Genomic DNA, 26,203 nt, shown 5'->3' with positions numbered 1-26,203 from the left:
AATCAGAATTATGAAAAAGAACCTTTTCTTACTAGGATTATTAGTTTGCTCTATGGCCACAATGGCGCAAACAGAAAAAGCGGATAAACCAGAAAGTTGGTATTTTAAAATTGGTGGATCTTATTTCAACCAAACTGCTTCTACAGAATTTCCAGTTGTTGGAGGTCAATTACCAAATAGAGATGTCTATGCAGGTACTTTAGCAAACAATAAATTAGTTTCAAGAGAAGGTGTTACGGGTTCTTTTGGACAAGGTTTTAGAAGTGGAATTACTGCTGGTTACCGTTTTTCAACACGTTTAGGAGTTGAGATGGCGGCAAATTACTACATCAGTAATACTAAAACAATGGCGCAGACAACAGATAGACTTATTTCATATAACCCGGCTACTAGTCCTGCAGCTACTTATTTAAGTTTTACTGCAGAAGGAGAAATTAAAGCTTTTGATTTAGCTCCGGCACTTGTAATGTTTTTAGGTGAAGCACACGGTTTTGAACCATATACTAAAGTTGGAATCATTGTTCCAATTCACGGAACGTTAGATATTAAAACAGATAGAACTTACAGTACTTTTGTAGGAGCTAACCAGGTAGCAACTACCAATGCTTATTCAAAAGATGTTGTTAAACCAAATCCTTCACTTGGATTTATGGCGTCTATTGGTACTTCTTATAAATTAGGAAAACATATTTCTGCTTTTGCAGAATTAGAATACCGTAACTTTACTGTACACGGAAAAACTAAAGAAACTGAAGTATATACTGAAAATGGTGTAGATAAATTAAATACTCCAACTACTTTCCGTCCTGATGCATCATATTCTGCAAGTCACACTAAATATGTTGAAACAATTAGTTCTACTTCAAATAGTAAAGTAACTAATGCGGCAGGTTTTGATAGTACCAGAGCAACTGACGATGTTAGTACTTATGTTGGTATTTCAGGTTTAGGTTTGACTTTAGGTCTTAAATACAGCCTATAATTTTAAGAAAATTATACTTTATAAAAAAAGAGGATATTCATTTGAATATCCTCTTTTTTTATTTTCTGTCATTTCGAGCGAAGAAAAGAAATCACACGAGAAACTCCGTACAGAATGTTTATATCACTTGTGTAGAATAGATTAAAATCCATCCCTACAATATAAATCGAGCCGAAGGCTCTTTATATAGAGTTCCGGAGGAACGGATTATTTTGTAGCAAGGGATTTTAATCCCTTGAACGCGACGTAACCATAATATTTGCCATCCTGATTTCTAAAATATTTTTCAGGAGCTAATCCCGCACCCGAGCCTGAAAGTGCGAACTGGCGAAGCAATCCGTTACAATCTTTTGCTTTTTAAAGAAAAAAGCAAAAGGATTTTCACTTCTATCGGGGCTATGACAATCATTTTCATAAGAACTTTTTCGTTTTTTACACCAAACCCGACAGGTTTTTAAAGCCTGTCGGGTTTATAAGATTGTGTGATAAATTTATTCTTGATTTTTATAAATGTGATTTTCTAAACTCTTTCAAAACTTCATCAATTACCCAGGTTGTTCTTGCAGCTGAAGTTCCTTTTGAAGGAGAAAAACCTTCATTACCCAAAAGCTCTTCAACAACAGTTTCTATAAAAGGCTGTTGAATATGAAGCGGATTTTCGATTGTAATACTTTCTTTTTCGCCATTTGTATATTGAACATGTATAGGATCATTTCCAAAAGTAGAGAAAGAAATTTTTCCTTTGTCACCTACAATATCAGTGTTGTCGTAACGCTCAAAACTGGCAAAATTCCACAAGCCGGTTCCGTGAATTCCATTTTCGAATAAAAACGACATAGAAACAGCATCTTCTGCCGGATAAGCTTTTAGTTGTGAACTGGCATGTCCGCGAACAGATTGAATTGGACCTAATACAAAATCAAGAAAATCTAAAGTATGGCAGGCTAAATCAACAAATATCCCGCCTCCTGAAATATGCGGTAAAACGGTCCACGGTAAGTTGATTTCATCATCATATCTTTCTTCAAAAGGATGGTATAAAACGCAATTTACGTGTCTAATAGTTCCAATTTTATTCTGATCAATTAATTCTTTTATCTTTAAAAAACGAGGTAAACTTCTTCTGTAATAAGCAACGAATAATGGGACATTATGTTCTTTGCAAGTGCTGATCATTTCGTTGCATTCTTCAAAATTCAGTGCCATTGGTTTTTCTACGTAAACTGGTTTTCCTGCTTTGGCACATAAAATAGTATATTCTTTATGAGATGATGGAGGAGTAGCAATATAAACGGCGTCAACTTCAGGATCATTGATTAAATCAACTGCATTCGAATACGATTTAGGAACATTATGACGTTTGGCATAATCTTCTGCAAGAGCGGCATCCCTTCGCATTACAGCAACCAATGCTGAGTTAGGCGTTTTCTGAAATCCCGGACCGCTTTTAACTTCGGTTACATTCCCGCAACCTATAATTCCCCATTTTACAATTTTCATTTTCTGGTTTTTTAGTTATTCAAATTTAAAAAGTTTGCCACGAAATCACGAATTATTTTCATGGAGATTCTGCAGATTTAATTTTACCGCAAAGCACGCAAAGATTTTATACTTAGAGGATTTTATAAAAAAAAAACACAAAGTTCGCAAAGCTGGTTCAATACAAAGCTTTGCGAACTTTGTGTTTTTACAAAGCTAAGCTGATAGAGAAACTTTGCGTGCTTTGCGGTAAAATTCTTCGACATAAAAATAAAGCCACGAACTCACAAAAATAATTCGTGAATTCGTGGCTAATAAAAATTAAAGTTTAAAATTTTACTTTTTAGGCAAAGCTTTATAGCCCATGTTATAAAGGGTGAACGCCTGAATATCTACATTTTCCTGAATGCTTGCTGCAACAGATTTTCCTGCTCCGTGACCTGCTTTCACATCAATACGAATTAAAACCGGATTAGGACCAGTTTGTTTTTCTTGTAATTCAGCAGCGAATTTAAAACTATGTGCCGGAACAACGCGATCATCATGATCTCCTGTTGTAACCATGGTTGCAGGATACTGAACTCCTTTTTTTACATTTTGTACAGGCGAATATCCTTTTAAGTATTCAAACATTTCTTTATTATCCTGAGCCGTTCCGTAATCAAAAGCCCAACCTGCACCAGCGGTAAAAGTATGGTAACGCAACATATCCATTACCCCAACTGCGGGTAATGCAACTTTCATTAAGTCTGGACGTTGTGTCATTGTTGCTCCAACTAATAAACCACCGTTAGAACCACCGCGAATCGCTAAGAAATCTGATGAAGTATATTTTTGAGCGATTAAGTATTCGCCAGCAGCAATAAAGTCATCAAATACATTTTGCTTTTGCAATTTAGTTCCGGCATCGTGCCATTTTTTACCGTATTCACCACCACCTCTTAAATTGGCAACAGCATAAACTCCTCCGTTTTCTAACCAAACGGCATTTGCAATGCTAAAAGCTGGTGTTAAACTAATGTTGAATCCGCCATATCCGTAAAGGATCGTTGGGTTTTTACCGTCTAATTTTGTTCCTTTTTTATACGTGATGATCATAGGGATTTTTGTTCCGTCTTTTGAAGTATAAAATACTTGTTTAGATTCGTAATCATCACTTTTAAAATCAACTACAGGTTTTTGATACACCTCAGATTTACCTGCTTTTGGTTCAAACGAATAGATTGTTCCCGGAGTTGTATAATTGGTAAAACTGTAATATAATGTTTTTTCATTCTTTTTAGCCCCAAATCCACTTGCAGTTCCTACGGCAGGAAGTTTGATTTCGCGCACTAGTTTTCCGTTATAATCGTATTGTTGTACAAATGAAACGGCATCTTTAGTATAATTGGCAAAAAAATATCCTCCACCAGTAGTTGGCGATAAAATATTTTGGGTTTCTTTAATAAAATCTTTCCAGTTTTCAGGTTTAGGATTGCTTACATCAACCGTAACAACACGTTTGTTTGGTGCATTAAGATCTGTTTCGATAAACAATTTCGTTCCTTCATTTTCGATAATCTGATTGTCGCTGCTAAAGTTGTCTACAATTGTCACGACAGGACTATTTGCTTTCGTTAAATCTTTAATGTACAATTCATTTCCATAAGTAGAATTTGCAGCCGATATTACCAGAAATTTATCATCTTCAGTAACATAACCTCCTACATATCTACGCTTTTGGTCTGCACCAAAAATAACTTTATCTTCTTTTTGAGAAGTTCCTAATTTATGAAAATACAGTTTATGCTGATCTGTTTTTGCAGACAGTTCACTTCCTTTTGGTTTATCATAACTAGAGTAATAAAACCCTTCGTTTCCGCGCCATGAAATTCCGCTAAATTTTACATCAACTAAAGTATCTTCCAGAACTTTTTTTGACAAAGCATCTATGATAATTACCTTTCTCCAGTCGCTTCCTCCTTCAGAAATGGCATAAGCGGCTTTGTTTCCGTCTTTAGAAAAATCTAAACCTCCAAGAGAAGTTGTTCCGTCTTTAGAGAAAGTATTAGGATCTAAAAAAACTTCTTCCTTGCCATCTTGTCCTTTTCTATAAATGACAGATTGATTCTGTAATCCGTTGTTTTTTGAGTAATAAGTAAATTTTCCTTCTACAAATGGAGCACTGATTTTTTCATAGTTCCAAAGTTTTTCCATGCGTTTTTTTAGTTCATCACGAAAAGGGATTTTATCTAAATAACCGTAAGTAACTTCATTTTGAGCTTTTACCCAAGCGCCGGTTTCAGCAGATTTGTCGTCTTCAAGCCAGCGATAAGGATCACTTACTTTTGTGTCAAAATAGACATCAACTGTCTCGCCTTTTTTAGTTTCGGGATATTGAATCTTATTTTGCCCAAATGAAATTCCTGCGGTTGTAATTGCCATTATAAGAAATGTTTTTTTCATTGTATAAGTTTAAACGGTTATAGCAAAAATAACCTTTTTGTTTTGAAATGATAACGATAAAAAGTTAAACCATATAAGACTTGTAAGTTCATTTAGTTTTAACTATTTCTCTTATAAGTCGTATATGGTTTTAAAATGTTACAGATTAAAGTTCACCCCTAAAACAATATTTCGTCCAATATTAGGAATCCCGTCTGTTTTTAATCTTGAAAGATGAGCGATGTATTTTTTATCAAATAAATTGTTTCCGTTCAGGTTTACATCAAAAGCATGTTTGCCTAATTTTACTGTTCCTCCAAAGCCCAGATTTACCAAAGTATAACCGTTTGAAGCCGTTTCAAAACCACTTACATTGTTCTGATTAAAAGTCGAAGAAACATTTAATGAAGCATATCCTTCTTCGAACCAGTTTTTGATTTTAAATTCAGTTCTTAAAGTATTGTTCCAGTTATTAGCAGGAATCAGAGGCAAATAATCCTTATTGTCTTTTTTACCGGTTACGGTTTCAAAACTGGTTTCAAAATGCAGCCAATCAAGCGGATGAGGATGAAAGTGCAAACCAACTTCACCACCATATAATTTTGCATTGTCCTGTACATAAGCAAAGACATCATTGTCATCACGCGTTTCTCCGGTTGGCGAAGTATAAATGTAATTGTTTACATGATTATAAAAACCATTAATGAAGAACTCAAAATGAGTGTTTTTGTATTCTAAATTCAAATCAGTCTGAACATTTTGCTCTGTTTTTAAATCAGCATTTCCAATTTCGTATCGGTTCGTTCCTTCATGAACACCATTTGAAGTTAATTCGGCCAAATTTGGCGCTCTAAATCCTGTTGCCACATTTAGTCGAAGTGTTACCGGTTCAGCCAGTTGTGTTTTATATCCCAAAGATGCATTAAAACTGTCAAAAGATCTGTCTAAAGGTAAAAAGTAACCTTCTTCACCTTCTGTTCCGTGTGCTGTTGAGTTAATGTTTCTATTATCAAAACGCAATCCTGCCTGAACAACACTATTGTCCCATTCGTAATTTGCAGTTCCAAAAACCCCAATATCATTTGTAGTGGCATCCGGAATTAAGTATTCTTCTCCTGAATTTTTATTGGTTTGATGCATTCCCTGAACACCTAAAATAGTTTCAATTTTTCCAAGTTTCGGAAAATGATACTTAGCATTGTAGTTAAAAGTATTCAGTTTCATATGAAGAGATGCCTCATTGCTGTCTTCAAACTCGCTTCTGTCATTGGCGATATACCCTAAATCAACGTCTAATTTCGAATTCTGAAAAAAGATAACATTGTTTAAACTCAATAAATGGTTAAAAATCCCTTGTCTTGGGAACATGGTGTTTTTGCTTGACGATTGTTCTGCAATTCCGTCTTCAGGCATTCCAAGATCCAGTTTATTGTAATTGTATCTTAAAACACTTGAAAAACTGGAGTTACTGTATCCAATTCCGGTTTTAAAATCGGTTTCATTATATCGTGTATTTGTTACGCGATCTCCATCGGCAATTTTATAATCAGAATGTGTGTTGAAACTTCCACGAGCAAGAAATTTCCAGTTATCAGTAGATGTTTTTAATCCAATAGAAGAATTACTTCCTTGTGTATTCGTGAAATATTTTTGACTAAAATTAGCTTTGAATGTGTTTGCATCGGCAAATTTTTCAGGATTAAAATATAAAACCCCGCCCAAAGCATCAGAACCATATAATAAAGAAGCAGGTCCTTTGATTACTTCAACACTTTCGATTCCGGCATCGTTTAAACCTAAACCATGCTCGTCGCCAAATTGCTGATTTTCGATACGAACACCTTGTGAATAAACTAAAACACGATTACCGCTCAATCCACGAATTACAGGTTTACCTATAGATGTTCCTGTCGAGATTTGCGAAACTCCGGGAATTGTTGCCAAACCTTCAATTAAAGTTGAAGTTCCTTTTTGCTGCAGCGTTTTAATGCTTTCGTGCTCTACCTTCATGACGTTTTGCGATTGCAATTTGTTAAAAGGTGTTGAAACTACTACTTCATCCATTTCAAAAACAGATTCTGTAAGTGTTATATCGATAGTGTTTTCTTTTAGTAATTTAGAGATTGATTTACTTTGAGTGGTGAATCCAACAAAAGTAAACGTAAGTCGAAAACTCCCGTTTGGAAGATTCTTAAAATCATATTTTCCGTTTTCATCGGTTGTAGTTCCTTTATGTAGTTCTGGCGCATAAACAGACACGTTTGCCAGTGGCTGGTTCTCAAGATTTGTTACTGTTCCTGAAACCGAATTTTGAGCAGAAAGAATGCTCGAAAACCCTAAAATAAGGGCTAATATTATTTTTTTCATTTGAAAATGATGCTATAGTTAATTTGATTTTGTCTTTTAAAACAAAAACTAAAAGAAATAGTAAAATCTTCCTATCCGGAGCGTTTCAGGATGGGGAAATCAACTAATTTTTTTTGAATCAGATTAAAAGATTTTGATTGTATTTCGAATAGTATCGAAATTAAGAAACTACAGCTTCGGGAGGTCCGCGTAATAAATACGGACTTTCAGAAAGGGAAAATATTTTCTCTGAAAGGGAGAAAAAATAAGGAATTTGAGTGTTGAAGTTGTGAAATTGAAAAGCGAATTGTTCCGGTACGATATAACTTCCAAAAACAAAATGACAAACAAAACAAATATCATAATCATGATGCTGATGTGTTATCTCACCACTAGGATCATTATAATTGTGATGACATTGTTTCTCTGAAAGTTGTTTTACAATATGCTCATAACTGTGTATCGACTGAAACAATATTGAGAACAATACTGTCAGAGCGAGAGAAACACTTAATATGAGCTGTTTTCTTTTCATTCGTGACAAAGGTATAAAAGATCAAAGTAAAATTGATTTATTTTTTATATTCTAATGCTTATTTGTTGAAAAAAGTGCAACAATTGCTTTTATTCGCCATCAAAAACAGAATAATTACGATCTGATTGTATCCGGAACTAGCATTATATTATATTTGTAAGTAAAATAAATCTACACTAAAAACCGTTTACTTGAAAAACTCTTTAAAACCAAAATACGATATGCGATTACTTTTAAGTTGTTTATTTTTAGTGTCGTTTTTCAATTCTTTTTCACAAGAGGTTAAGCCTGAGCTACAACCCATTGTAAAAATCGATTCGTTGTATCGTGAAGATCAATTTTACTTTTCGATTACCTATAATCTTTTGGTTCAGGGACCATCAGGACTTAAACAAGATAAATTTTCAGCGGGAATTTCGGGTGGTTTTTTGCGCGATATGCCAATTAATAAAGACAGAACTATTGCAATTGCAGCTGGTTTAGGATTTAGTTACCAAAATTTTTACCAAAACCTAACCATTTCAAAAGATCAGAACGGGAAACAAGTTTATGGTGTAAATAATTACAGCGAATTTGTTTCGAACAGATATAAGCAATATTCAGTAGATGTGCCCATTGAATTTAGATGGAGAAATTCGACTTATGAAAGTTATAAATTCTGGAGAGTATACAGTGGTGTAAAATTAAGTTACGTTTTCTCAGATAAATCAATTTTAAAAGATGGAGAGAATAGTTATAAAATCTCCAATAATAAAGATATCAATCAATTTCAATATGGTATATATCTTTCAGCAGGTTACAATACCTGGAATGTATATTGTTATTATGGTTTAAATGGTTTGTTTGATAAATCAGTTAAGACAATTTCTGGCGAAAATGTGGCAGTGAAAGCAATGAATATTGGTTTGATTTTCTACATTTTATAACCATAAATACAAGAACAACAACTGCGGAAATATTCCAATAAAAGTCCCAATTAATAATTCATTTGGTGAATGTGCTTCCATTTCTAAACGTGAAGAGGCTACAACACCTGTCATTAAAATTAAAAAAGCTACCCAATACGGGTTTTGCAGCTGGAGATGAATATTTAAGCCTATTGCAAAAATCGTAAATCCAGTAATTGCCATCATATGTAAACTTGCCTTTATTTTAAATAAAGAACATACCAATGCTAATATCGTACTGAACAAAGCACCAAGAAAAAAGAAATGAAGTTCTGGATAACGAGTAATTACAATGCTTCTTTTGACTAATAAAATATACAGAAAACACTGTAAAATAAGCGGAATTTTACGCTGGGAAGTCTCATGAACCATTACTGAATTTACATGTCCAGTTGAGCGAAGCAATAAGAAAAACAACACAGGAACTAAAATCGTAATGATCAGAATCTGAAATAAAACATAATATTTTTCCTCATTTGTAAAAATGTCATTTTTACAAAAAAGGTAGAATAAAGAAGCATACATCGAGATGAAAATCGGATGTAATATATACGAGAATAAAGGCAGGATTCTTTTCAAAACGTTGTATTTAGTGGTGTTCAACAAATATAAACAAATATGAATACGGTTTGGCAATCGATATATTTTTTAAGAAAATCACAACTCTTTTCTATCATTAATGTTTTAAATTTGACAAAAAGAATTTCTAAATGAGCATAAACTTAAAAAGCCTTATCCCGGTTCTTAATGCCCAATGGACAGGCTCAGACGCTGATATTTTTGTTGATCATATTTCAATCGACAGCCGTTCGTTACAAAACGGTCCTGAAACTTTGTTTATTGCCTTGTCAGGTGTTAATAATGATGCTCATTTGTATATAGTAGAACTGATCGAGAAAGGCGTTCAGAATTTTGTCGTGCAATACATTCCTGAAAATTGCGCCGGAAAAGCCAATTTTTTGATAGTTGAAAATACACTCAAAGCCTTGCAGGAATTTGCGGCTTATTATCGTAATCTTTTCCATTTTCCTATTATCGGATTGACGGGAAGTAACGGTAAAACGATCGTAAAAGAATGGCTTAATTTCTTGCTGAGCCCGGATTATAATATTATCCGAAGCCCAAAAAGTTATAACTCACAAGTTGGCGTTCCATTGTCTGTGATTGCGATTAATGAGAAACATAATTTAGGGATTTTCGAAGCCGGAATTTCGACGGTTAACGAAATGATAAAGCTCGAGAAAATTGTAAAGCCTACAATTGGGGTTTTAACCAATATAGGTTCTGCGCATGATGAAGGTTTTGAAAACCTGCAACAAAAAATAAACGAGAAATTATTATTATTTAAAGAGTCTGCAGTTATAATTTATCAAAAAAATCCACTCGTAGAAGAATGTCTTACTTCATTTTCGGCTCAATATTCATTAAACGAAAGAAACCTTTTTTCATGGAGTTTTTCAGATGAATCTGCGGATGTTTTTATTCTGAAAAAAGAAAATAAAAGTGATTCAACAAGTATTAAATACCAATATAAAGACGAGGTTTTTAATTTAGAAATTCCGTTTAGTGATTCAGCATCAATAGAAAATGCTATTTCGTGTTTGTTGGTTTTGCTTTATTTTAAATACGATTCTGAAACCATTCAAAACCGTGTTCAAAACCTATATCCGGTACAAATGCGTTTAGAGGTGAAAAACGGAATCAACAACTGCAGTATTATTGATGATAGTTACAGCTCAGATTTTCAATCGCTAAAAATTGCTTTGGATTTTCTGGAAAGCCAGCAAAAAAAGAACGCTTCAAAAACGATTATCCTTTCGGATATTTTTCAAAGCGGATTCTCAAACGAAGAGTTATATTCTAAAGTCGCACAATTAATATCTGATAATAAAATAAATCGCGTAATAGTGATTGGTGCAACGATTTCTTCTTTTGCAGCTAAATTTTCGAATTGTATTGCGTTTCAAAATACAGCTGAATTCATTGCACAGATAGAAAGTTTGAATTTCGAAAATGAAACTATTTTAATAAAAGGGGCAAGGTCATTTCAGTTTGAAGAAATTGTTTCTTTACTCGAAGAAAAAACGCATGAAACGATTCTTGAAATTAACCTGAATTCGATTAGCCATAACCTGAATTATTACAAATCAAAATTAGCTCATAACGTTAAATTGATGGTTATGGTGAAAGCATTTGGTTATGGAAACGGAGGTTTGGAAATTGCAAAATTATTAGAGCATCATAAAGTAGATTATTTAGGAGTGGCTTTTGCCGATGAAGGAATCTCGCTTAAAAATGGCGGCATAAAATTGCCCATTATGGTTTTGAATCCTGAATCGACCAGTTTTCCTTCGATTATCCAATACAATTTAGAGCCTGAAATTTACAGTATAAAAGGATTAAAAGCTTTCCTGAAAATTGCACGCGAAAAGAATTTAAAAGATTTCCCCATTCATATAAAATTAGATACAGGAATGCATCGTTTAGGTTTTGAAGAAAATACCCTTGACGAATTGATTCAGACCTTAAAAGGAAATTCAACAGTAAAAATAAAAAGTGTTTTGTCGCATTTGGCAACAAGTGACGAACTGCAGCATTACGATTTTGTGATTTCGCAGATCAATTTATTTGATAAACTGTCGTCTAAATTAATATCAGAATTAAATATAAACCCAATTCGTCATATCTTAAATACTTCCGGAATTAGCAATTTCCCAGATGCCCAATATAATATGGTGCGTTTAGGAATTGGTTTATACGGAGTTTCGAATGATCCGGCTGAACAAAAATATCTGGAGAATGTGGGAACTCTTAAATCGATTATTTCTCAGGTTCGTATTATTCCTGCCGGAGACAGCGTGGGATACGGACGTCGCTTTATGGCAGATCGGGAAACTAAAATTGCTACAATACCAATAGGTTATGCTGACGGAATTTCGAGATTATGGGGGAATCAGGTTGGTTTTGTAACTATTAAAAACCAGAAAGCAAACATTTTAGGAAGTGTTTGTATGGATATGTTAATGGTTGATGTAAGTCATATTGATTGCAAAGAAGGAGATTCGGTTATTATTTTTGGAGAAAGCCCAACTGTTATAGAAATGGCAGCAGCGTTAAAAACAATTCCGTATGAAATAATGACCAGTATTTCGCAACGTGTAAAACGGGTATTTTTCAGATAGATTTTGAAACTTTGCAGAAAATTGCGTATTTTCGATATCAATTATTATAAACTAAAATAAACAATTATGGGGATATTTTCAGAATTTAAGGAATTTGCAATGAAAGGCAACGTAGTCGATTTGGCTGTCGGGGTTATAATTGGGGCTGCTTTTGGTAAAATTGTGAGCTCGTTAATTGAAAATGTAATTACACCATTAATATTAAAGCCGGCATTAGATGCGGCGCATTTGTCTACGATAGAAGAGCTTACGGCTTTTGGCGGAGTCAAGTACGGTTTGTTTATATCGGCAGTAATTAACTTTATAATTGTTGCTTTTGTATTGTTTTTAATTATTAAAGGAATAAACAATCTTAAAAAGAAAGAAGTTCCGCCACCGGCAGCACCAGCAGGACCAACACAAGAAGAACTTTTGATACAAATTAGAGATCTTTTAAAAAATAAACAATAACACAATATACCGCTACACTAAGTCTAACTTAACCGCTTCTTGATTGAGGCGGTTTTTTTATTTTTGTTTAATTTGTAACATTTTGTTATTTTTTGTGAAGCGCCTTGTTTTGTTTTTTATTATAGCTACTTTTGCAGAGTAAATTAGATTAATTCATACTAAAGATATAAAAATGAGAATAGCCGTTGTAGGTGCCACTGGTATGGTTGGCGAGATAATGCTTAAAGTTTTAGCAGAAAGAAATTTTCCTGTTACAGAGTTAATTCCTGTTGCTTCTGAAAAATCAATAGGTAAAGAAATTGAATATAAAGGTCAAAAATATAAAGTTGTAGGATTACAAACTGCTGTTGATTTAAAAGCTGATATTGCTGTTTTTTCGGCGGGAGGAGATACTTCATTAGAGTGGGCACCAAAATTTGCAGCTGCAGGAACAACAGTTATTGATAATTCTTCGGCATGGAGAATGGATCCGACAAAAAAATTAATCGTTCCGGAAATCAATGCTGATACTTTAACAAAAGAAGATAAAATTATTGCAAACCCAAACTGCTCAACTATTCAAATGGTTTTGACTTTGGCTCCTTTGCATAGAAAATACAACATCAAAAGAATTATTGTTTCTACTTATCAATCGATCACCGGAACTGGTGTAAAAGCGGTAAGACAATTAGAAAACGAGTACGCTGGAATTCAGGGAGAAATGGCTTATAAATATCCAATTCATAGAAATGCGATTCCACATTGCGATAGCTTTGAAGAAAACGGATACACTAAAGAAGAAATGAAATTAGTTCGTGAGACTCAAAAAATTCTTGGTGATAACACGATCAGAGTTACGGCAACTGCAGTTCGTGTGCCTGTTGTAGGCGGACATAGTGAAGCAGTAAATGTTGAGTTTACAAATGATTTTGATGTAAACGAAGTTCGTGAAATTTTACATCATACAGATGGAGTAGTGGTCCAGGATAATTTAGACACATTTACATATCCGATGCCATTATATGCCGAGGGTAAAAATGATGTTTTTGTAGGTAGGATTCGTCGTGACGAAAGCCAGCCAAACACCTTAAACATGTGGATCGTTGCTGATAACTTAAGAAAAGGAGCGGCAACAAACACCATTCAAATCGCTGAATATTTAATTCAGGCAGGTTTGGTATAATCAGAGATTAGAGAAAATTGTTATAGAGAAAAAACCGTAATTGCAGCAATGTGATTACGGTTTTTTTGTAAGCAAATGTTTTTATTAATTGGTAACTTAGCCATTAAAATTAGATTTATGAACTTTGATAACTATAAAATAATTCCAAATTACAAGACTAATAAAACAGACTTGTTTCTTGCTGAAAATGAAGATATCCTGGCTTGTGAGAAAACCTTGAATATTACTTTTGATGAAGATTATAAAGAGTATGTTTTAAACTACGGAAGCGGAATTCTGGGCGGAACTTACGTGCGGATCTATCTTCCGGAAACCATAATTCTTACTTTAGAAGAATGGAAAAATCGTATAACTGAATATTGGTTTTGGGATGAAGGTAAAGATGTTTTATCTAAAGATGAGGTGCTGAATTCAATTAGAATTGGAGACACGTACGACGGAGATGAAATCATTCTTTATAAAGGCGAGTATTATATTTTACCAAGACATAGCGAAATGATTTATAAAACAGGAAAGAACCTTGAAGAAACTATAACTTGGTTGTGCGCATCAGGAATACTGACCGAAGCATTTTCTGAAAGAGAGTTTGAGCCTTTTGATCCGGGTGATTTAGGCAATTAAAATTAAATAATTCCTAATCATAGAATAACTAAAAGCTCTTTTGAATTTGGTTTTAAAATAGGGTCGTTAAATCAAAAAAAATAAAATGGAAAACTTAAAATATATTGAAGATAATTATATAGAGATTCAGGACGTAATTAAAATAGCAAATATTTCTTTAGAGAAGCTAAATGAATTGATTGAAAGTAAACTCGTTCCTGAGCCTTCTTATATTGTGAATTCAGAAACTATTATTACTTCTTCACTAGATGATAGTCACAAAATTGTTTTTACAAAGAAATATTTTCATCCGGTTATTTTAGAACTTATAAGAGAACATTCTGAGTATAAAACTCCGGAAGACTTTAAAAAGCAATTCAAGGAAAATTTACTGTCTAATTTAAAAAATCATACTCAAAAGACATTTGCTTATGGAAATGTGTTCGATGAGAATAATATAGTAGAAACTCAAAAAATAGATAGTGCGCTGGAAGAAGAGTGGACTTACTTTTGTAAAGGAGTGTACGGAATATGCACTTTAAACAATAATGAGAATGATATTATAGAAAAAGAAATTGCAATAAAAAGGATTCTTAATTTCATCGAAAATAAATCTTCTTTGAATAGTGATGATAAAAATAAATTACAGGAATTAAACGATGAATTCAATAAATCTACCAGCAATTTTGCACCCTATCAAAGAGAATTAAGCAGCAGGGGAAAGTATCTTGATAAGCTGCTAAAAGAATTTGATTTAGAAGATTTAATAAAAAAGTATTATTAAAAAGTTGTCATAAAAAAAGCGAGAATTTAATTTCTCGCTTTTTTTATTATTTAATATTCAGGTGCTAATTCTAACTCTAATCCTTCTAACTCGGTAGTAATTGGAATCTGGCAGCCTAAACGGCTATTTGATTTAACATAAAATGCTTCCGACAGCATGGCTTCTTCCTCATCTCCCATTTCCGGTAATGCAACATCATTAAGAACATAACACTGGCAGGAAGCACACATGGCCATTCCGCCACAGGTTCCTTCAACAGGAAGTTCGTATGCTTTGCACAACTCCATTATATTCATTGCCATATCAGTTGGAGCTTGTAACTCGTGTATAACTCCTTCTCGATCTTTAATCTTTATTAATACATCCATTTTAATTTTTGGAATTTTACTGGTTAGGATTTTATAACGTGAAAAAATCCTTACTTATGTTAGCTATTTTTAATACTAAATGCGTATTCTTTTTTGTTGCCTTCTTTAAGGCGCATTTTTAAACCAAGAGTATTCCCGTTTTTCTCCAATATGGTAACTAAAGCAATTACGGAATAATAATCTTTATCTGACTGAAAGATTAGAGTACCTTCGTAAGTTGAATTCGTTACTCCTTGTTTGTCTGTTGTTACAGATACTTTTCTTGGATTGGTGAATTGCGCAGAGCTATAAGTTGCCTTGTTTGCAAATTTAGCTTTTCCATCACAGAAATCGTATAAGAAATCATAATTACCAATTCTTAAACTGCCTTCTTGTTCATTTGCATTTGTCGAAAATACAATCTGACCTGCGTATTGAAAATCTGACCACTCTTCGGCTTCATTTAGCCATGCTTTATCAACAATTAGAGTTTGTGTAGTTTGCTGTGCATAATTTGCAGAAACAAAAAATAATAATAAAAACAGAGCGTAATAATTCTTCATAATTTGATATTTAGGAGTTTTGTGACAAATTTAAGTTAAATATGTAACAATACCTTGCCTGAAACTCTTAAATCTTTACGTTGTTTTTTGTGAAATCCGCAATAAGCGACATTTTTCTAGTTTGTTTTTTGCACATTCAAAAAACAAACCACCCAAAGAACTATTATTCTTGTTAATTGATTAAATGTAAAAAGGAGAAAAAATCTCCTTTATGTTACATTATATTTACCACAGTTTCAATTTGCGGAGCGTATTTTTTTATTGTTGTTTCAACGCCTGCTTTTAAGGTCATTTGATTTACGCTACAGCTAATACAAGCTCCTTCAAGACGTACTTTAACATGTTTGTCATCGTCTATAGAAATTAGTGTAATGTCTCCTCCGTCAGAATTTAAAAAAGGTCTGATTTCATCCAGAGCCAATAATACGTTGTTTGTTAATTCTTCTGTTGTCATAATTTTATCAATTAGAAAATTAGTCAATTAGAAAATTAGAAAATTCACTTTGAAGTAAAATTATCTCATTATCTAATTTTCTAATTATCTCATTAGTATTGTCTTATTATCTAATTTATTTTTTTACTGCTGAACAACCTGCCATAGTTGTTATTTTAATGGCTTCTGTCGCAGGTAAATTTTCATTTCTATTTACAGTTTCCTGCACAACATTTCTGGTTATCTCCTCAAAAATGGTTTCTATTACTGATGCTGTCTGCAAAGCTGCAGGACGACCAAAATCTCCCGCTTCACGAATAGACTGTACAATTGGAACTTCTCCTAAAAATGGAACATCTAAATCTTCAGCAAGGTTTTTTGCCCCTTCTTGTCCAAAGATATAATATTTATTGTCAGGTAATTCTTCTGGTGTAAAGTATGCCATATTTTCAATAATTCCCAAAACTGGAACATTAATGTTGTCCTGCATAAACATAGCAACACCTTTTTTGGCATCGGCAAGAGCTACAGCCTGAGGAGTACTTACTACAACAGCTCCGGTAATTGGTAATGATTGCATGATCGAAAGGTGAATATCTCCAGTTCCCGGAGGTAAATCGATTAGCATAAAATCTAATTCTCCCCAATCTGCATCAAAAATCATTTGGTTTAATGCTTTTGCAGCCATTGGACCTCTCCATATAACAGCTTGACTTGGAGCTGTAAAGAAACCTATAGAAAGTATTTTGATGTCATAACTTTCAACCGGCTTCATTTTTGATTTTCCGTCAACAGTAATCGAAATTGGTTTTTCGTTTTCAACATCAAACATAATAGGCATCGAAGGTCCGTAGATATCTGCATCAAGAACTCCAACATTAAAACCCATTTTTGCAAGTGTCACGGCAAGATTTGCAGTAACAGTTGATTTTCCAACTCCACCTTTACCAGAGGCAACGGCAATAATATTTTTGATTCCCGGAATCGCCTTCCCTTTTATTTCATTCGGGTTTTCCTTTGCTTCAACCTTAATGTTTACCTTAACTTTTGCTTCAGGAGATACCAGTTCATGAATCGTTTTTCTGATATCATCTTCGGCTCTTTTTTTAATGTGCATTGCCGGAGTGTGCAAAAGCAAATCGACTACTACTTCATCACCAAAAGTAATTACATTGGCAACAGCACCACTCTCAACCATATTTTTTCCTTCTCCCGCTATAGTGATTGTCTCTAGAGCTTTAAGAATTTCTTTTCTGTCTAATTTCATTTTAATCTACTGTTTTCTATTGAAAGAAATCGATTTAAGCATTGTGTTTATTTAAACTGATTTCAGACTACAAAGATAACAGATTATGTTCGGATTCAAACCCTTTTAAATCGTATTTATTGATATTGAGATTACTCAAAACGATTGAGATTGTTTGTCTTTGCTTTCTGAATCTAAAATGATATTGAAATTTTTATTTTATAATTCTGTATTTAAAACATTTTACGCTTAAAATATGTGCAATTGTATAAACTACTGTATTCAGATGCTGTTGTTGCAAAGTAAAATAAAAAAGAAACCCGACAAATGGATCATCTGTCGGGTTTCTTAAAAAAATGGTCTACAAGCTTATTCGTATTTTAAATATTTCAGCACATCGATTTTGGTTACCTGATACGCTTTTGTCAGAACAATTAGTAATGTCAAAAACAACAAAGAAATCAGTGCAATACTAAACGGAACAAATGAAATCCCAATTCTGAAAGCAAAATTCTCCAACCATTTTTGTAACAAAATATAAGCCGGAATAATACCAATCATAAAACCAATTAAACAAAAACCTACATATTGTTTAGATAATTCTTTTAGTAAAACATCTGTTTCTGCACCTAATGTTTTTCTAATTGCGATTTCTTTCAATCTTCTTTCCATAGAAAATGAAGCCAAAGCAAATAATCCGAAAACAGCAATAATAATAACCACAAGATTTAAAATAAAAAATAAATCTTTCTGTTTGATTTGTTCTTCATAAGTTTTGGCAAATCCTTTATTGATAAATTCATAATCAAAAGGATAATCTGGATTGACATTTTTCTCCCAATAAGATTTTAATTTTGCTAAAGTTTCGGTCAGGTTATTAGGCGAAACTTTTATGTAAACGTTTTCAAAATTATTCCATTTTAAAGTTTTCATAGTTACAAAAATCATTGGCGGAACTTTACTTTGGAGCCCTGTTATGTGAAAGTCTTTTACGACTCCAACGACCTTAAATTTCATAATTCCTTTTTCATTCCCCCAACCAGAAGTTAATATAGTATTTATAGGGTTTTTTAGTCCTATTGCTTTGGCAAGAGTTTCATTTATTAACCAGTTGTCAATCGTATCTGAGGCAAATTTTGGTGATAAATCTCGTCCTTCAACAATCTTAATTTTCATCATATCCAGAAAGCCATAATCCATTTCGATGTTTCTGGGTTGCACAAAAACGCCATTGTGTGTAAAACCTGAGCTTGAACTGCTGCCGTATCCAAAAGAACCTGTAAATGTAGATACATTCTCTACACCTGAAAATTTAAGAATTTCTTGTTTAGTCGTCGTGTATTTTTGTCCTTTTTTAGATTGGTCAGTATATCTAAACGGAACGCGAATTACCTGGGATCCGCTAAAACCAAGATCTTTATTCATCATATAAGAAACCTGTGAATTTACGATTAGCGCACCAATGATAAAAAAAGCAGCAATACCAAACTGAAAAATCAACATTGAATTTCGAACCCAAATTCCGCTTTTACTTCTGGAGAAATTCCCTTTTAAAACTTTTAGCGTTTCAAAATTTGAAATATAAATGGCCGGAAAAATACCTGCAAGAATGATTACTAATCCAAATATACAAATAAGCTGCAGGTAAAATTCACCACCATTCATTGTCAAAGACTTCTGCAAAAAATTATTGTAATAAGGCAGTGACAGCTCTACAATTGCCAGCGCACAAATAATTGCCAAGATGACAATAATTGCAGTCTCAAAAATAAATTGAGCTATGATTTGCTTTTTACTGGCACCAACGATTTTACGAACGCCTACTTCTTTGGCACGCTTTATTGCTGACGCAGTTGCGAGATTGATGTAATTTACAAGCGACAATGTAAGAATCAAAATAGACAGACCTACCATGATATAAAGCAGTTGTAAATTGCCTCTTCCTTCAGGAAAATTATCACCGTTAGGGGATTTTGTACCATGCAAACGTGCTGTTGCCAATTGATCAATAATAACTAAAATCTGGCCGTTTTCTTTAATATATTGTTCAGGTGTTTGTCCTTTCTCTTTCGCTTCTTTTACAGTTCTATTGACAAAATTTACGTGTAGCATCTTCTTTAAAACCATTTCTTTACTAACTCCTTTTTTGGTTTTAATCATTAAGGTATAATTAAAGTTACCCCAATTATTGATGTCGTTCTCGCTGATCAAACCTCCAAAAACATAATTTGGTTCTACAGATGAAGGTCTCATGATTTTATAAACCGATTTTACAACATACGGCTTATTGTCCTTTGTGATAATTTTACCAATAGGATCTTCATTTTTAAAAATTAATTTTGCGGTTTCATCAGAAATAGCAACACTGTTTTTTTCTTTTAAGATGTCTTTTTTAGCTCCTTTTAGAATTGGAAACGGAAAAGAATCGAAGAAATCATAATCTGCAATGATAATTTTTTTGCCAATCCATTTTTGGTTTTGATATTTTATTACCTCCTCAGTATACCAGCCGGTATAAAAAGTTATAGATTCAATCTCAGGTATAGTGGCTTTGCAGGTTAAACCAAAAGGTACCGGACTTGAGTTCCATAAATCGGCATTTCCAAATTTATTTAGAACTTCATATACGTTTTCTTTTTCAGGATTCCATTGATCATACGAGTTTTCATTATTCCAATATAAAATTGCGAAAATGACACCGGCAATTCCAATGCTTAATCCCATGACATTCAAAAACGAAAACAGTTTGTTTTGCTTTAAATGATATATAAATATTTTAAACCAGTTAAAAATCATGCTTTATTTTTTATAGTTATTATAGTCGTTTTGGATAATCAATAGTTTTTTTAAGAACCATTTATTTTTAAATCATAGCTAATATTTTGCATACAAATCCCATCAGGACGATGAATGCCGTTACAATAAACTTTATCATTTTAGTATTATTTAGCGTCCATAAAAACATCAACATTTCTCTGATTTAATTTTTCAGAAAATATAACACCATCTTTCATGTGTATTGTTCTTTGCGAGAACGAAGCATCATAATCAGAGTGTGTAACCATCAATATAGTAGCGCCTTTAGCATGTAGATCAGTTAAAAGTTCCATAACCTCATTACCATTTTTACTATCTAAATTTCCCGTAGGCTCATCGGCAAGGATAATTTTTGGATCGTTTACCAAAGCTCTTGCAACGGCAACCCTTTGTTGTTGTCCTCCTGAAAGCTGTTGCGGATAATGTTTTAATCGATGTGAGATATTTAGTTTCTCAGCAATCGCTTCGATTTTTTGTTTTCTTTCAGATGCTTTTACATTGTTATAAAGTAAAGGCAATTCGATATTGTCATAAACCGAAAGCTCATCAATCAAGTTGAAATTCTGAAAAATAAAACCAATGTTTTCTTTACGAACAGCTGCTCTCCCTTTTTCTTTTAAGCCAACCATTTCCTGATCTAATAGTTTGTAGCTTCCGCCGCTCGCGCTGTCAAGAAGCCCAATGATATTTAATAAAGTCGATTTACCACAGCCAGAAGGTCCCATAATAGTCAGGAAATCTCCTTTTTTAATTTCTACAGAGATTCCGCTTAAAGCTGAAGTTTCTACTTCTTCTGTTCTAAAAACTTTGGTTAAATTTTGAATTGTTATCATAGTTTTAAAATTTTAGTTGTTGTTAATTCTATTTTTTGATTGATGATTGAAACGCTGTTAATTGTTAATTATAAATTGTTAATTGTAAACTGAGACTGAAAACTGAGACTGAAAACTGTTTACTGCGAACTACTAATCGATAATTCCTCAATATCTTTATAATCAGAATAAGAAGATATAATCACAGATTCGCCTTCTTTCAAACCTTCCAGTACTTCATAATACGAAGGATTTTCTCTTCCTAATTTTAGGTTTCTTCTTTCGGCTTTATTTCCTTTTACCACAAAGATCCATTTTCCTGCGGTTTCCTGATTAAAACTTCCTTTTTGAACCACAAGAGTTTTGTTTTTCTCTGATAAAATTAGTTTCACACCAAAACTAAGTCCGTCTTGCAAAACGATATTTTCTTTAGACGTAAAAGCCAATTCTACTATAAAATGGCCGCCTTTTACTTCCGGAATTACCTTAGTGACCAGAACTTCCAGATTTTTTCCTTTAAATTCTACCTGACCTTTTAAACCTTCCCGAACTTTTTCGAGATAAAATTCATCGACTTCAGCAGTTAATTTATAGCCTTGTTTAGAATCTATTTTCCCGATGCTTTCACCAGCCTGAAACGTTTTTCCTAAAACAGGCTGGAACGAAGTCAATCGACCGGATTCAGGAGCAATAATCAAAAAGTTCTTTTTATTGTTTCTTAAAATATCCAGACTTTTTTCCATCGTTTGAATCGAATGATTGATTTGAGAAATCTGAATTTGATTCGTTTGTTTTTCTTTTTGAATACTTTGCTGAATCGTTCTTTTTCGTTCTTCCTGAAAACGAAGACTTTCTTTAAACGTATTCCAGTCGTTTTTAGAAATCACTTCTTTTTCATATAATCGGGCATTCATGTCATATAATCTTTTGGCATCATTATAATCATGTTCGATCAAAACCAAATCTTTGTTTAGATTTAGTTCCTGATTTCTAATGTTTAGTTTTCCTGTATTCAAATTGTTAATTTGTTCGATAATCGCCGTTTCCTGAGTCAGGTAATTAAGTTCAGTATTGGGGTTGTACAAACGTGCCAGCGACTGACCTTTAGTAACCATGGCTCCGTTTTCGACAAAAATCTCTTTTACAGATCCTCCTTCAGTAACATTTACAAGCATCACATTCAAAGGTTCTACTTTTGCCTGAAAAACAACAAAATCTTCAAAAAAGGCTTTTTCAACTTTCTGAATACTTAAATCTTCTGCTTTTACATTTAAGCTTCTTTTAGTGTTAAACGAAAAAAATACGATTGTTGCCAAAACTAAAAAAACTCCAATTACTATTGTGAGATATCTAAATTTTCTATTTTTACGAGGAATTACTTTGTCCATTTTTTTTAATAATTTACTGATTACCAATAGGTAAATACTGTGCCATAAAAATTATTATTTGTAAAGTATTGATTTTAAAGAAGCTTTAAAAACCACTCAAAAAAGAGGTGTTCGATAATGAACAGTTGATCGTTCATAATCGCACAAAAAAAGATATCATGCGAAAAAAACAAGCCCAAATATTAATCGTTGACGATCAGGAAGAAATTCTTTTTTCGGCAAAAATGATCCTGAAAAAACATTTCGAAAACATTTTTACGGCAAATAGCCCTAAAAAAATCATTTCTATTTTAAGTGAAAATGAAATAAATGTGGTTTTGCTAGACATGAATTATAGAATTGGTTTTGAAGATGGGCGGGAAGGCATTCATTGGCTTAAAGAAATTAAAACACTTTCACCACAAACGGTTGTGATTTTAATGACAGCTTTTGGAAAAATTGATACCGCTGTTGAAGGAATAAAAATTGGTGCTTTTGATTATGTTTTAAAACCCTGGCACAACGAAAAATTAATAGAAACAATTGATAAGGCTGTGACCGAAAGTAGAAAAAATAACAAAAAAGTAGTGGAGCAAAAAACAGAAAAAAGCTATTTTACAGGCAATTCTCCTAAAATAAAACAAGCTTATACGATTGCTGAAAGAGTTGCCAGAACAGATGCTAATGTTTTAATATTAGGAGAAAACGGAACAGGAAAATATGTTTTTGCCGAATTTATTCACTTGAATTCAGAACGAAAAGAACAGCCTTTCGTTCATGTTGATTTAGGATCTTTGAGTGATAATTTATTCGAAAGTGAACTTTTTGGTTATGCAAAAGGCGCATTTACTGATGCTAAAACAGATACACCCGGAAGATTTGAAGCCGCACAAAACGGAACCATTTTTTTAGACGAAATAGGGAATATTCCATTGCATTTGCAGTCAAAATTATTACATGTTCTACAAACTAAAACCGTTACACGATTAGGAGAAAGTAAAGCCAGACCATTGAATGTGCGTATTATTGCAGCAACTAACAGCGATTTAAAAGCTGAGGTAAAAAATAAAACTTTCCGTGAAGATTTGCTGTATCGCATCAATACAATGGAAATTTATTTACCATCATTACGCGAACGAAAAGACGATATCGTTCCTATGGCGCATTTTATCCTCGATAAAATTGCCCAAAAATACAATCATGGTCCCGAAGCTTCGGGATGGCATTTTGATGATAATGTAGCGCCATATTTAGAAAAATATCCCTGGAAAGGAAACATTCGTGAACTTGAAAATAAGATCGAACGTGCTTTGATTTTGTCTGATAACAATACGATTTCTGTAACCAATCTTGATATTCTTGATTTCGAAGAAATTCAGGAAAACGATGAAAACCCATTGTCTGAACTGGAAAAAAGTGCGATCGAAAAAACCCTCTTCAAATACAATGGCAATATTAGTAAAACAGCTGAAGAACTTGGTTTGTCAAGAGCTGCTTTGTACAGAAGAATTGAGAAATACGATTTAAAAAATATTTAAGAACAGGAAAGAAATGATAGAATTAATTTTAACATTATTAACTTTAAGTTTAGTTGGTACTCTTATTTACTTGTTTCGATATAGAAATAAAGAAAAACCAAAAGTTGGAGTTAAAAGAAATAATTCTTCAGAATATTTTAAAGACTATATAGAATTAAAATTATACTACGGTTCTATATTTTTAATTGTAATTGGTATTGTTGGTCTGCTTGCAATTGTAATTATAGAGATGATCTTTATATAAGTTAGTCTCAAAGCAAAAATTAAAGCTTAGCTAACCTTGCGGTTAGGTTCAAGCATAAAAAATAAATAATGAAAAACTGGAAATTCTATAATGCATTATTCATAAGGGTCCTCTTTATTATGATTCCCTTTTTCTTTTGCATTTTTTTGATTTATAAAACGCTTTATTACAATGCAATTTTAGTAGGGTTTTTTATATTTCTATTGTTGTTTGAGATGTATTTTTACATCAAAAATCATTCTTTGTTTTATGATAAAACATTGCTTTCAATATTGCAAAGTGATTTTTCTACCAATTTTCCGGAAGAATATAAAAAGGAGAATTTCAAGAACTTATATCTTTTATATAATAAACTGAAACTGCAGCAACAAGAACAAATTTCTAAAGAACAAATTTATCAGTCGATTTTAAATAATATTGATACCGCAACTTTAATTCTTGAAAAAGACAATGACGATTGGAATATTTTTTTAATGAATGATTGTTTTTCCCATTTATTTAAAGTGCCAAAAGTGAGCCATTGGACATATCTTAAAAATTATTTACCATCACTTTGCAGTGAGATTGAGAAGGTAGGTTTTGCCGAAATAAAGTCAGCCATTTCGATTAAAATCGAAGATAAGGATTTGCAGACTTTTGTGCTTCAAACCTCCAATACGAAGACTTTCGATAAAGAATATTTTATTATTTTACTGGATAGTATTCAACGTGTAATTGAGAAAAAGGAAAAAGAAGCATGGATTAATTTAATGAAGATTATTTCGCATGAATTAATGAATTCCTTAACGCCAATTCGGGCACTTTCTCAGAATTTGCTTCATATTGTTGACCAGGAACAACTGGAAGAAGATGATTTTGAAGACATAAAAAGCAGTATTTCGACCATTATAAACCGAAGTGATCACTTGCAGGTATTTGTCGAAAATTATCGAAAATTGGCAATGCTGCCAACTCCAACCAAACAAATGACACCCATAAATACACTTTTTGAAGATTGTATGCGAATTATGAGTCCAATTTTGAAAGCGGAGAATATCGAATTAATAAACGAAATTAACAGTTCAAGATCGATTTTGATAGACAAAAGCCAGATGGAACAAGTGATTATTAATTTAATTACCAATAGCGTTTATGCTTTAAAAGAAAAGAGCGAAAAGAAAATGTTTTTGTCCAGTTATACCGAAAATAATCGCTTTTTTATCACCATTTCAGACAACGGAAAAGGAATTGATACCGAAATTAGAGATAAAGTATTCCTGCCATTTTTTACTACCAGAAAAGATGGCGCCGGAATTGGATTAACGCTTTCTAAAAACATCATCGAAGCGCACGGAGGTTACCTAAGTTACCAAACTGATGAAGATAAAACGAGCTTTGTGATTTGTTTGATTTAGGTTTTTTGAACCATATCAAGGGTATAAGTTCATATTAAAAATTACGCATAAATCTCTCGCAAAGTTCGCGAAGCTATTTTATTAATCGCGCAAAGTCGCAAAGAAAAACTTAGCGGCTTTGCGCGACTAAATGACAAAGTAAATCGAGACAATACTTTAAATGAACTTATATCACTTATATGGTAAAAACATTAAAATTCAATCTCAGGTGTCCAAAAGTGTTTTTCGAGATCTATGATTTGATTGTTTACTACTTCAATGCCTTCACTTTCCAGTAGTTGCTGCATTAAATTAGTTCCGTCAAAATGATGTTTTCCGGTTAGTAATCCTTTTCGGTTTACAACTCTATGTGCCGGAACATCTTCCATATTATGGCATGCATTCATTGCCCAACCTACCATTCGGGCAGAACGAGCCGTTCCTAAAGCTTTCGCAATTGCGCCATATGAAGTTACTTTTCCGTACGGAATTTGTCTGGCGATCGCATAAACCCTTTCAAAAAAATTATCTTCAGCCATAGATTTGGATTTTTTTTCACCGTAGATTTCACA

Annotated in this window: 23 protein-coding genes; 10 read left to right on the top strand and 13 right to left on the bottom strand. The window is 33.0% G+C overall.

What is annotated here, in order from left to right; translation table 11 throughout:
* Positions 1 to 10: 10 nt before the first annotated feature.
* Complete coding sequence (locus BXU01_RS21400; protein ID WP_083695337.1) at positions 11 to 982, top strand: outer membrane beta-barrel protein; 972 nt, start codon at positions 11 to 13, stop codon at positions 980 to 982.
* A 504-nt stretch (positions 983 to 1,486) separates the two neighbouring features.
* On the opposite strand, the gene BXU01_RS21395 is transcribed toward BXU01_RS21400, so the two are convergent.
* The 4 genes from BXU01_RS21395 to BXU01_RS21380 all read right to left on the bottom strand — a co-directional run bounded on the left by BXU01_RS21395 (position 1,487) and on the right by BXU01_RS21380 (position 7,766).
* Positions 1,487 to 2,482, bottom strand: a complete 996-nt coding sequence (locus tag BXU01_RS21395) for a Gfo/Idh/MocA family protein (protein WP_083695335.1) — start codon at positions 2,480 to 2,482, stop codon at positions 1,487 to 1,489.
* A 315-nt stretch (positions 2,483 to 2,797) separates the two neighbouring features.
* The gene (locus tag BXU01_RS21390; RefSeq protein ID WP_083695332.1) at positions 2,798 to 4,906 is read right to left on the bottom strand and encodes a prolyl oligopeptidase family protein; all 2,109 of its coding nucleotides are present in this window, start codon (positions 4,904 to 4,906) and stop codon (positions 2,798 to 2,800) included.
* 138 nt (positions 4,907 to 5,044) lie between these two features.
* The gene (locus tag BXU01_RS21385; RefSeq protein ID WP_083695330.1) at positions 5,045 to 7,252 is read right to left on the bottom strand and encodes a TonB-dependent receptor; all 2,208 of its coding nucleotides are present in this window, start codon (positions 7,250 to 7,252) and stop codon (positions 5,045 to 5,047) included.
* Positions 7,253 to 7,412: 160 nt separating this feature from the next.
* Positions 7,413 to 7,766, bottom strand: a complete 354-nt coding sequence (locus BXU01_RS21380; RefSeq protein ID WP_083695327.1) for a hypothetical protein — start codon at positions 7,764 to 7,766, stop codon at positions 7,413 to 7,415.
* A gap of 191 nt (positions 7,767 to 7,957) precedes the next feature.
* Here BXU01_RS21380 and BXU01_RS21375 point away from each other — a divergent pair, with 191 nt between their 5' ends.
* Entirely contained in the window at positions 7,958 to 8,692 is a 735-nt protein-coding gene (locus BXU01_RS21375) for a porin family protein (RefSeq protein WP_369819601.1), read from the top strand.
* Here the strand turns inward: BXU01_RS21375 and BXU01_RS21370 are convergent.
* Positions 8,687 to 9,292 (bottom strand): hypothetical protein, encoded by a 606-nt coding sequence (locus BXU01_RS21370; RefSeq protein ID WP_255373819.1) that lies wholly within the window; start codon positions 9,290 to 9,292, stop codon positions 8,687 to 8,689. The genes BXU01_RS21375 and BXU01_RS21370 overlap by 6 nt on opposite strands.
* A gap of 131 nt (positions 9,293 to 9,423) precedes the next feature.
* On the opposite strand from BXU01_RS21370, the gene BXU01_RS21365 reads away from it, so the two are divergent.
* From BXU01_RS21365 to BXU01_RS21345, 5 genes are all read left to right on the top strand, one after another.
* Positions 9,424 to 11,895 carry a bifunctional UDP-N-acetylmuramoyl-tripeptide:D-alanyl-D-alanine ligase/alanine racemase gene (locus BXU01_RS21365; protein ID WP_083695325.1) on the top strand — a complete coding sequence of 824 codons (2,472 nt, stop codon included), beginning with the start codon at positions 9,424 to 9,426 and terminating at the stop codon, positions 11,893 to 11,895.
* A 66-nt stretch (positions 11,896 to 11,961) separates the two neighbouring features.
* Positions 11,962 to 12,345, top strand: a complete 384-nt coding sequence (gene mscL / locus BXU01_RS21360) for a large conductance mechanosensitive channel protein MscL (RefSeq protein WP_056244442.1) — start codon at positions 11,962 to 11,964, stop codon at positions 12,343 to 12,345.
* Positions 12,346 to 12,517: 172 nt separating this feature from the next.
* Positions 12,518 to 13,507 (top strand): aspartate-semialdehyde dehydrogenase, encoded by a 990-nt coding sequence (locus BXU01_RS21355; RefSeq protein WP_055097402.1) that lies wholly within the window; start codon positions 12,518 to 12,520, stop codon positions 13,505 to 13,507.
* 117 nt (positions 13,508 to 13,624) lie between these two features.
* Entirely contained in the window at positions 13,625 to 14,128 is a 504-nt protein-coding gene (locus BXU01_RS21350) for an SMI1/KNR4 family protein (RefSeq protein WP_083695484.1), read from the top strand.
* Between the two features lie 85 nt (positions 14,129 to 14,213).
* A complete protein-coding gene (locus BXU01_RS21345) occupies positions 14,214 to 14,891 on the top strand; it encodes a DUF6058 family natural product biosynthesis protein (RefSeq protein WP_083695322.1) in 678 nt (225 codons plus the stop codon).
* A gap of 50 nt (positions 14,892 to 14,941) precedes the next feature.
* Here BXU01_RS21345 and BXU01_RS21340 read toward each other — a convergent pair whose 3' ends face one another.
* The 7 genes from BXU01_RS21340 to BXU01_RS21310 form a co-directional block, all read right to left on the bottom strand.
* A complete protein-coding gene (locus BXU01_RS21340) occupies positions 14,942 to 15,259 on the bottom strand; it encodes a 2Fe-2S iron-sulfur cluster-binding protein (RefSeq protein ID WP_026982672.1) in 318 nt (105 codons plus the stop codon).
* A gap of 59 nt (positions 15,260 to 15,318) precedes the next feature.
* Positions 15,319 to 15,801 (bottom strand): hypothetical protein, encoded by a 483-nt coding sequence (locus BXU01_RS21335; protein ID WP_083695319.1) that lies wholly within the window; start codon positions 15,799 to 15,801, stop codon positions 15,319 to 15,321.
* A 214-nt stretch (positions 15,802 to 16,015) separates the two neighbouring features.
* Positions 16,016 to 16,255: a NifU family protein gene (locus BXU01_RS21330; RefSeq protein ID WP_055097397.1), complete on the bottom strand. Its 240-nt coding sequence runs from the start codon at positions 16,253 to 16,255 to the stop codon at positions 16,016 to 16,018.
* A 115-nt stretch (positions 16,256 to 16,370) separates the two neighbouring features.
* Positions 16,371 to 17,501 (bottom strand): Mrp/NBP35 family ATP-binding protein, encoded by a 1,131-nt coding sequence (locus BXU01_RS21325; protein ID WP_055097395.1) that lies wholly within the window; start codon positions 17,499 to 17,501, stop codon positions 16,371 to 16,373.
* A 348-nt stretch (positions 17,502 to 17,849) separates the two neighbouring features.
* On the bottom strand, positions 17,850 to 20,276 hold the full coding sequence (locus BXU01_RS21320) for an ABC transporter permease (RefSeq protein ID WP_083695316.1): 2,427 nt from the start codon (positions 20,274 to 20,276) through the stop codon (positions 17,850 to 17,852).
* Positions 20,277 to 20,422: 146 nt separating this feature from the next.
* Complete coding sequence (locus BXU01_RS21315; protein WP_055097392.1) at positions 20,423 to 21,130, bottom strand: ABC transporter ATP-binding protein; 708 nt, start codon at positions 21,128 to 21,130, stop codon at positions 20,423 to 20,425.
* Between the two features lie 119 nt (positions 21,131 to 21,249).
* A complete protein-coding gene (locus BXU01_RS21310) occupies positions 21,250 to 22,497 on the bottom strand; it encodes an efflux RND transporter periplasmic adaptor subunit (protein WP_083695313.1) in 1,248 nt (415 codons plus the stop codon).
* 158 nt (positions 22,498 to 22,655) lie between these two features.
* On the opposite strand from BXU01_RS21310, the gene BXU01_RS21305 reads away from it, so the two are divergent.
* The 3 genes from BXU01_RS21305 (at position 22,656) to BXU01_RS21295 (ending at position 25,652) form a co-directional block, all read left to right on the top strand.
* Complete coding sequence (locus BXU01_RS21305) at positions 22,656 to 24,014, top strand: sigma-54 dependent transcriptional regulator (protein WP_083695482.1); 1,359 nt, start codon at positions 22,656 to 22,658, stop codon at positions 24,012 to 24,014.
* Positions 24,015 to 24,027: 13 nt separating this feature from the next.
* A complete protein-coding gene (locus BXU01_RS21300) occupies positions 24,028 to 24,258 on the top strand; it encodes a hypothetical protein (protein WP_083695310.1) in 231 nt (76 codons plus the stop codon).
* Between the two features lie 68 nt (positions 24,259 to 24,326).
* Positions 24,327 to 25,652: a PAS domain-containing sensor histidine kinase gene (locus BXU01_RS21295; RefSeq protein ID WP_083695307.1), complete on the top strand. Its 1,326-nt coding sequence runs from the start codon at positions 24,327 to 24,329 to the stop codon at positions 25,650 to 25,652.
* Between the two features lie 191 nt (positions 25,653 to 25,843).
* Here BXU01_RS21295 and BXU01_RS21290 read toward each other — a convergent pair whose 3' ends face one another.
* On the bottom strand, positions 25,844 to 26,170 hold the full coding sequence (locus tag BXU01_RS21290; RefSeq protein ID WP_083695304.1) for an MGMT family protein: 327 nt from the start codon (positions 26,168 to 26,170) through the stop codon (positions 25,844 to 25,846).
* Positions 26,171 to 26,203: the final 33 nt, after the last annotated feature.

Origin of the sequence: [Flexibacter] sp. ATCC 35103, assembly GCF_001975985.1 — a bacterium.
GTDB lineage: Bacteria > Bacteroidota > Bacteroidia > Flavobacteriales > Flavobacteriaceae > Flavobacterium.
This window is presented reverse-complemented; position numbering and strand designations above follow the sequence as displayed.

Bases quoted from the DNA above. Each gene is read 5' to 3' on its own strand.
- BXU01_RS21400 (WP_083695337.1), top strand. From the start codon at position 11: ATGAAAAAGAACCTTTTCTTACTAGGATTATTAGTTTGCTCTATGGCC.
- BXU01_RS21395 (WP_083695335.1), bottom strand. From the start codon at position 2,482: ATGAAAATTGTAAAATGGGGAATTATAGGTTGCGGGAATGTAACCGAA.
- BXU01_RS21390 (WP_083695332.1), bottom strand. From the start codon at position 4,906: ATGAAAAAAACATTTCTTATAATGGCAATTACAACCGCAGGAATTTCA.
- BXU01_RS21385 (WP_083695330.1), bottom strand. From the start codon at position 7,252: ATGAAAAAAATAATATTAGCCCTTATTTTAGGGTTTTCGAGCATTCTT.
- BXU01_RS21380 (WP_083695327.1), bottom strand. From the start codon at position 7,766: ATGAAAAGAAAACAGCTCATATTAAGTGTTTCTCTCGCTCTGACAGTA.
- BXU01_RS21365 (WP_083695325.1), top strand. From the start codon at position 9,424: ATGAGCATAAACTTAAAAAGCCTTATCCCGGTTCTTAATGCCCAATGG.
- mscL (WP_056244442.1), top strand. From the start codon at position 11,962: ATGGGGATATTTTCAGAATTTAAGGAATTTGCAATGAAAGGCAACGTA.
- BXU01_RS21355 (WP_055097402.1), top strand. From the start codon at position 12,518: ATGAGAATAGCCGTTGTAGGTGCCACTGGTATGGTTGGCGAGATAATG.
- BXU01_RS21350 (WP_083695484.1), top strand. From the start codon at position 13,625: ATGAACTTTGATAACTATAAAATAATTCCAAATTACAAGACTAATAAA.
- BXU01_RS21345 (WP_083695322.1), top strand. From the start codon at position 14,214: ATGGAAAACTTAAAATATATTGAAGATAATTATATAGAGATTCAGGAC.
- BXU01_RS21340 (WP_026982672.1), bottom strand. From the start codon at position 15,259: ATGGATGTATTAATAAAGATTAAAGATCGAGAAGGAGTTATACACGAG.
- BXU01_RS21335 (WP_083695319.1), bottom strand. From the start codon at position 15,801: ATGAAGAATTATTACGCTCTGTTTTTATTATTATTTTTTGTTTCTGCA.
- BXU01_RS21330 (WP_055097397.1), bottom strand. From the start codon at position 16,255: ATGACAACAGAAGAATTAACAAACAACGTATTATTGGCTCTGGATGAA.
- BXU01_RS21325 (WP_055097395.1), bottom strand. From the start codon at position 17,501: ATGAAATTAGACAGAAAAGAAATTCTTAAAGCTCTAGAGACAATCACT.
- BXU01_RS21320 (WP_083695316.1), bottom strand. From the start codon at position 20,276: ATGATTTTTAACTGGTTTAAAATATTTATATATCATTTAAAGCAAAAC.
- BXU01_RS21315 (WP_055097392.1), bottom strand. From the start codon at position 21,130: ATGATAACAATTCAAAATTTAACCAAAGTTTTTAGAACAGAAGAAGTA.
- BXU01_RS21310 (WP_083695313.1), bottom strand. From the start codon at position 22,497: ATGGACAAAGTAATTCCTCGTAAAAATAGAAAATTTAGATATCTCACA.
- BXU01_RS21305 (WP_083695482.1), top strand. From the start codon at position 22,656: ATGCGAAAAAAACAAGCCCAAATATTAATCGTTGACGATCAGGAAGAA.
- BXU01_RS21300 (WP_083695310.1), top strand. From the start codon at position 24,028: ATGATAGAATTAATTTTAACATTATTAACTTTAAGTTTAGTTGGTACT.
- BXU01_RS21295 (WP_083695307.1), top strand. From the start codon at position 24,327: ATGAAAAACTGGAAATTCTATAATGCATTATTCATAAGGGTCCTCTTT.
- BXU01_RS21290 (WP_083695304.1), bottom strand. From the start codon at position 26,170: ATGGCTGAAGATAATTTTTTTGAAAGGGTTTATGCGATCGCCAGACAA.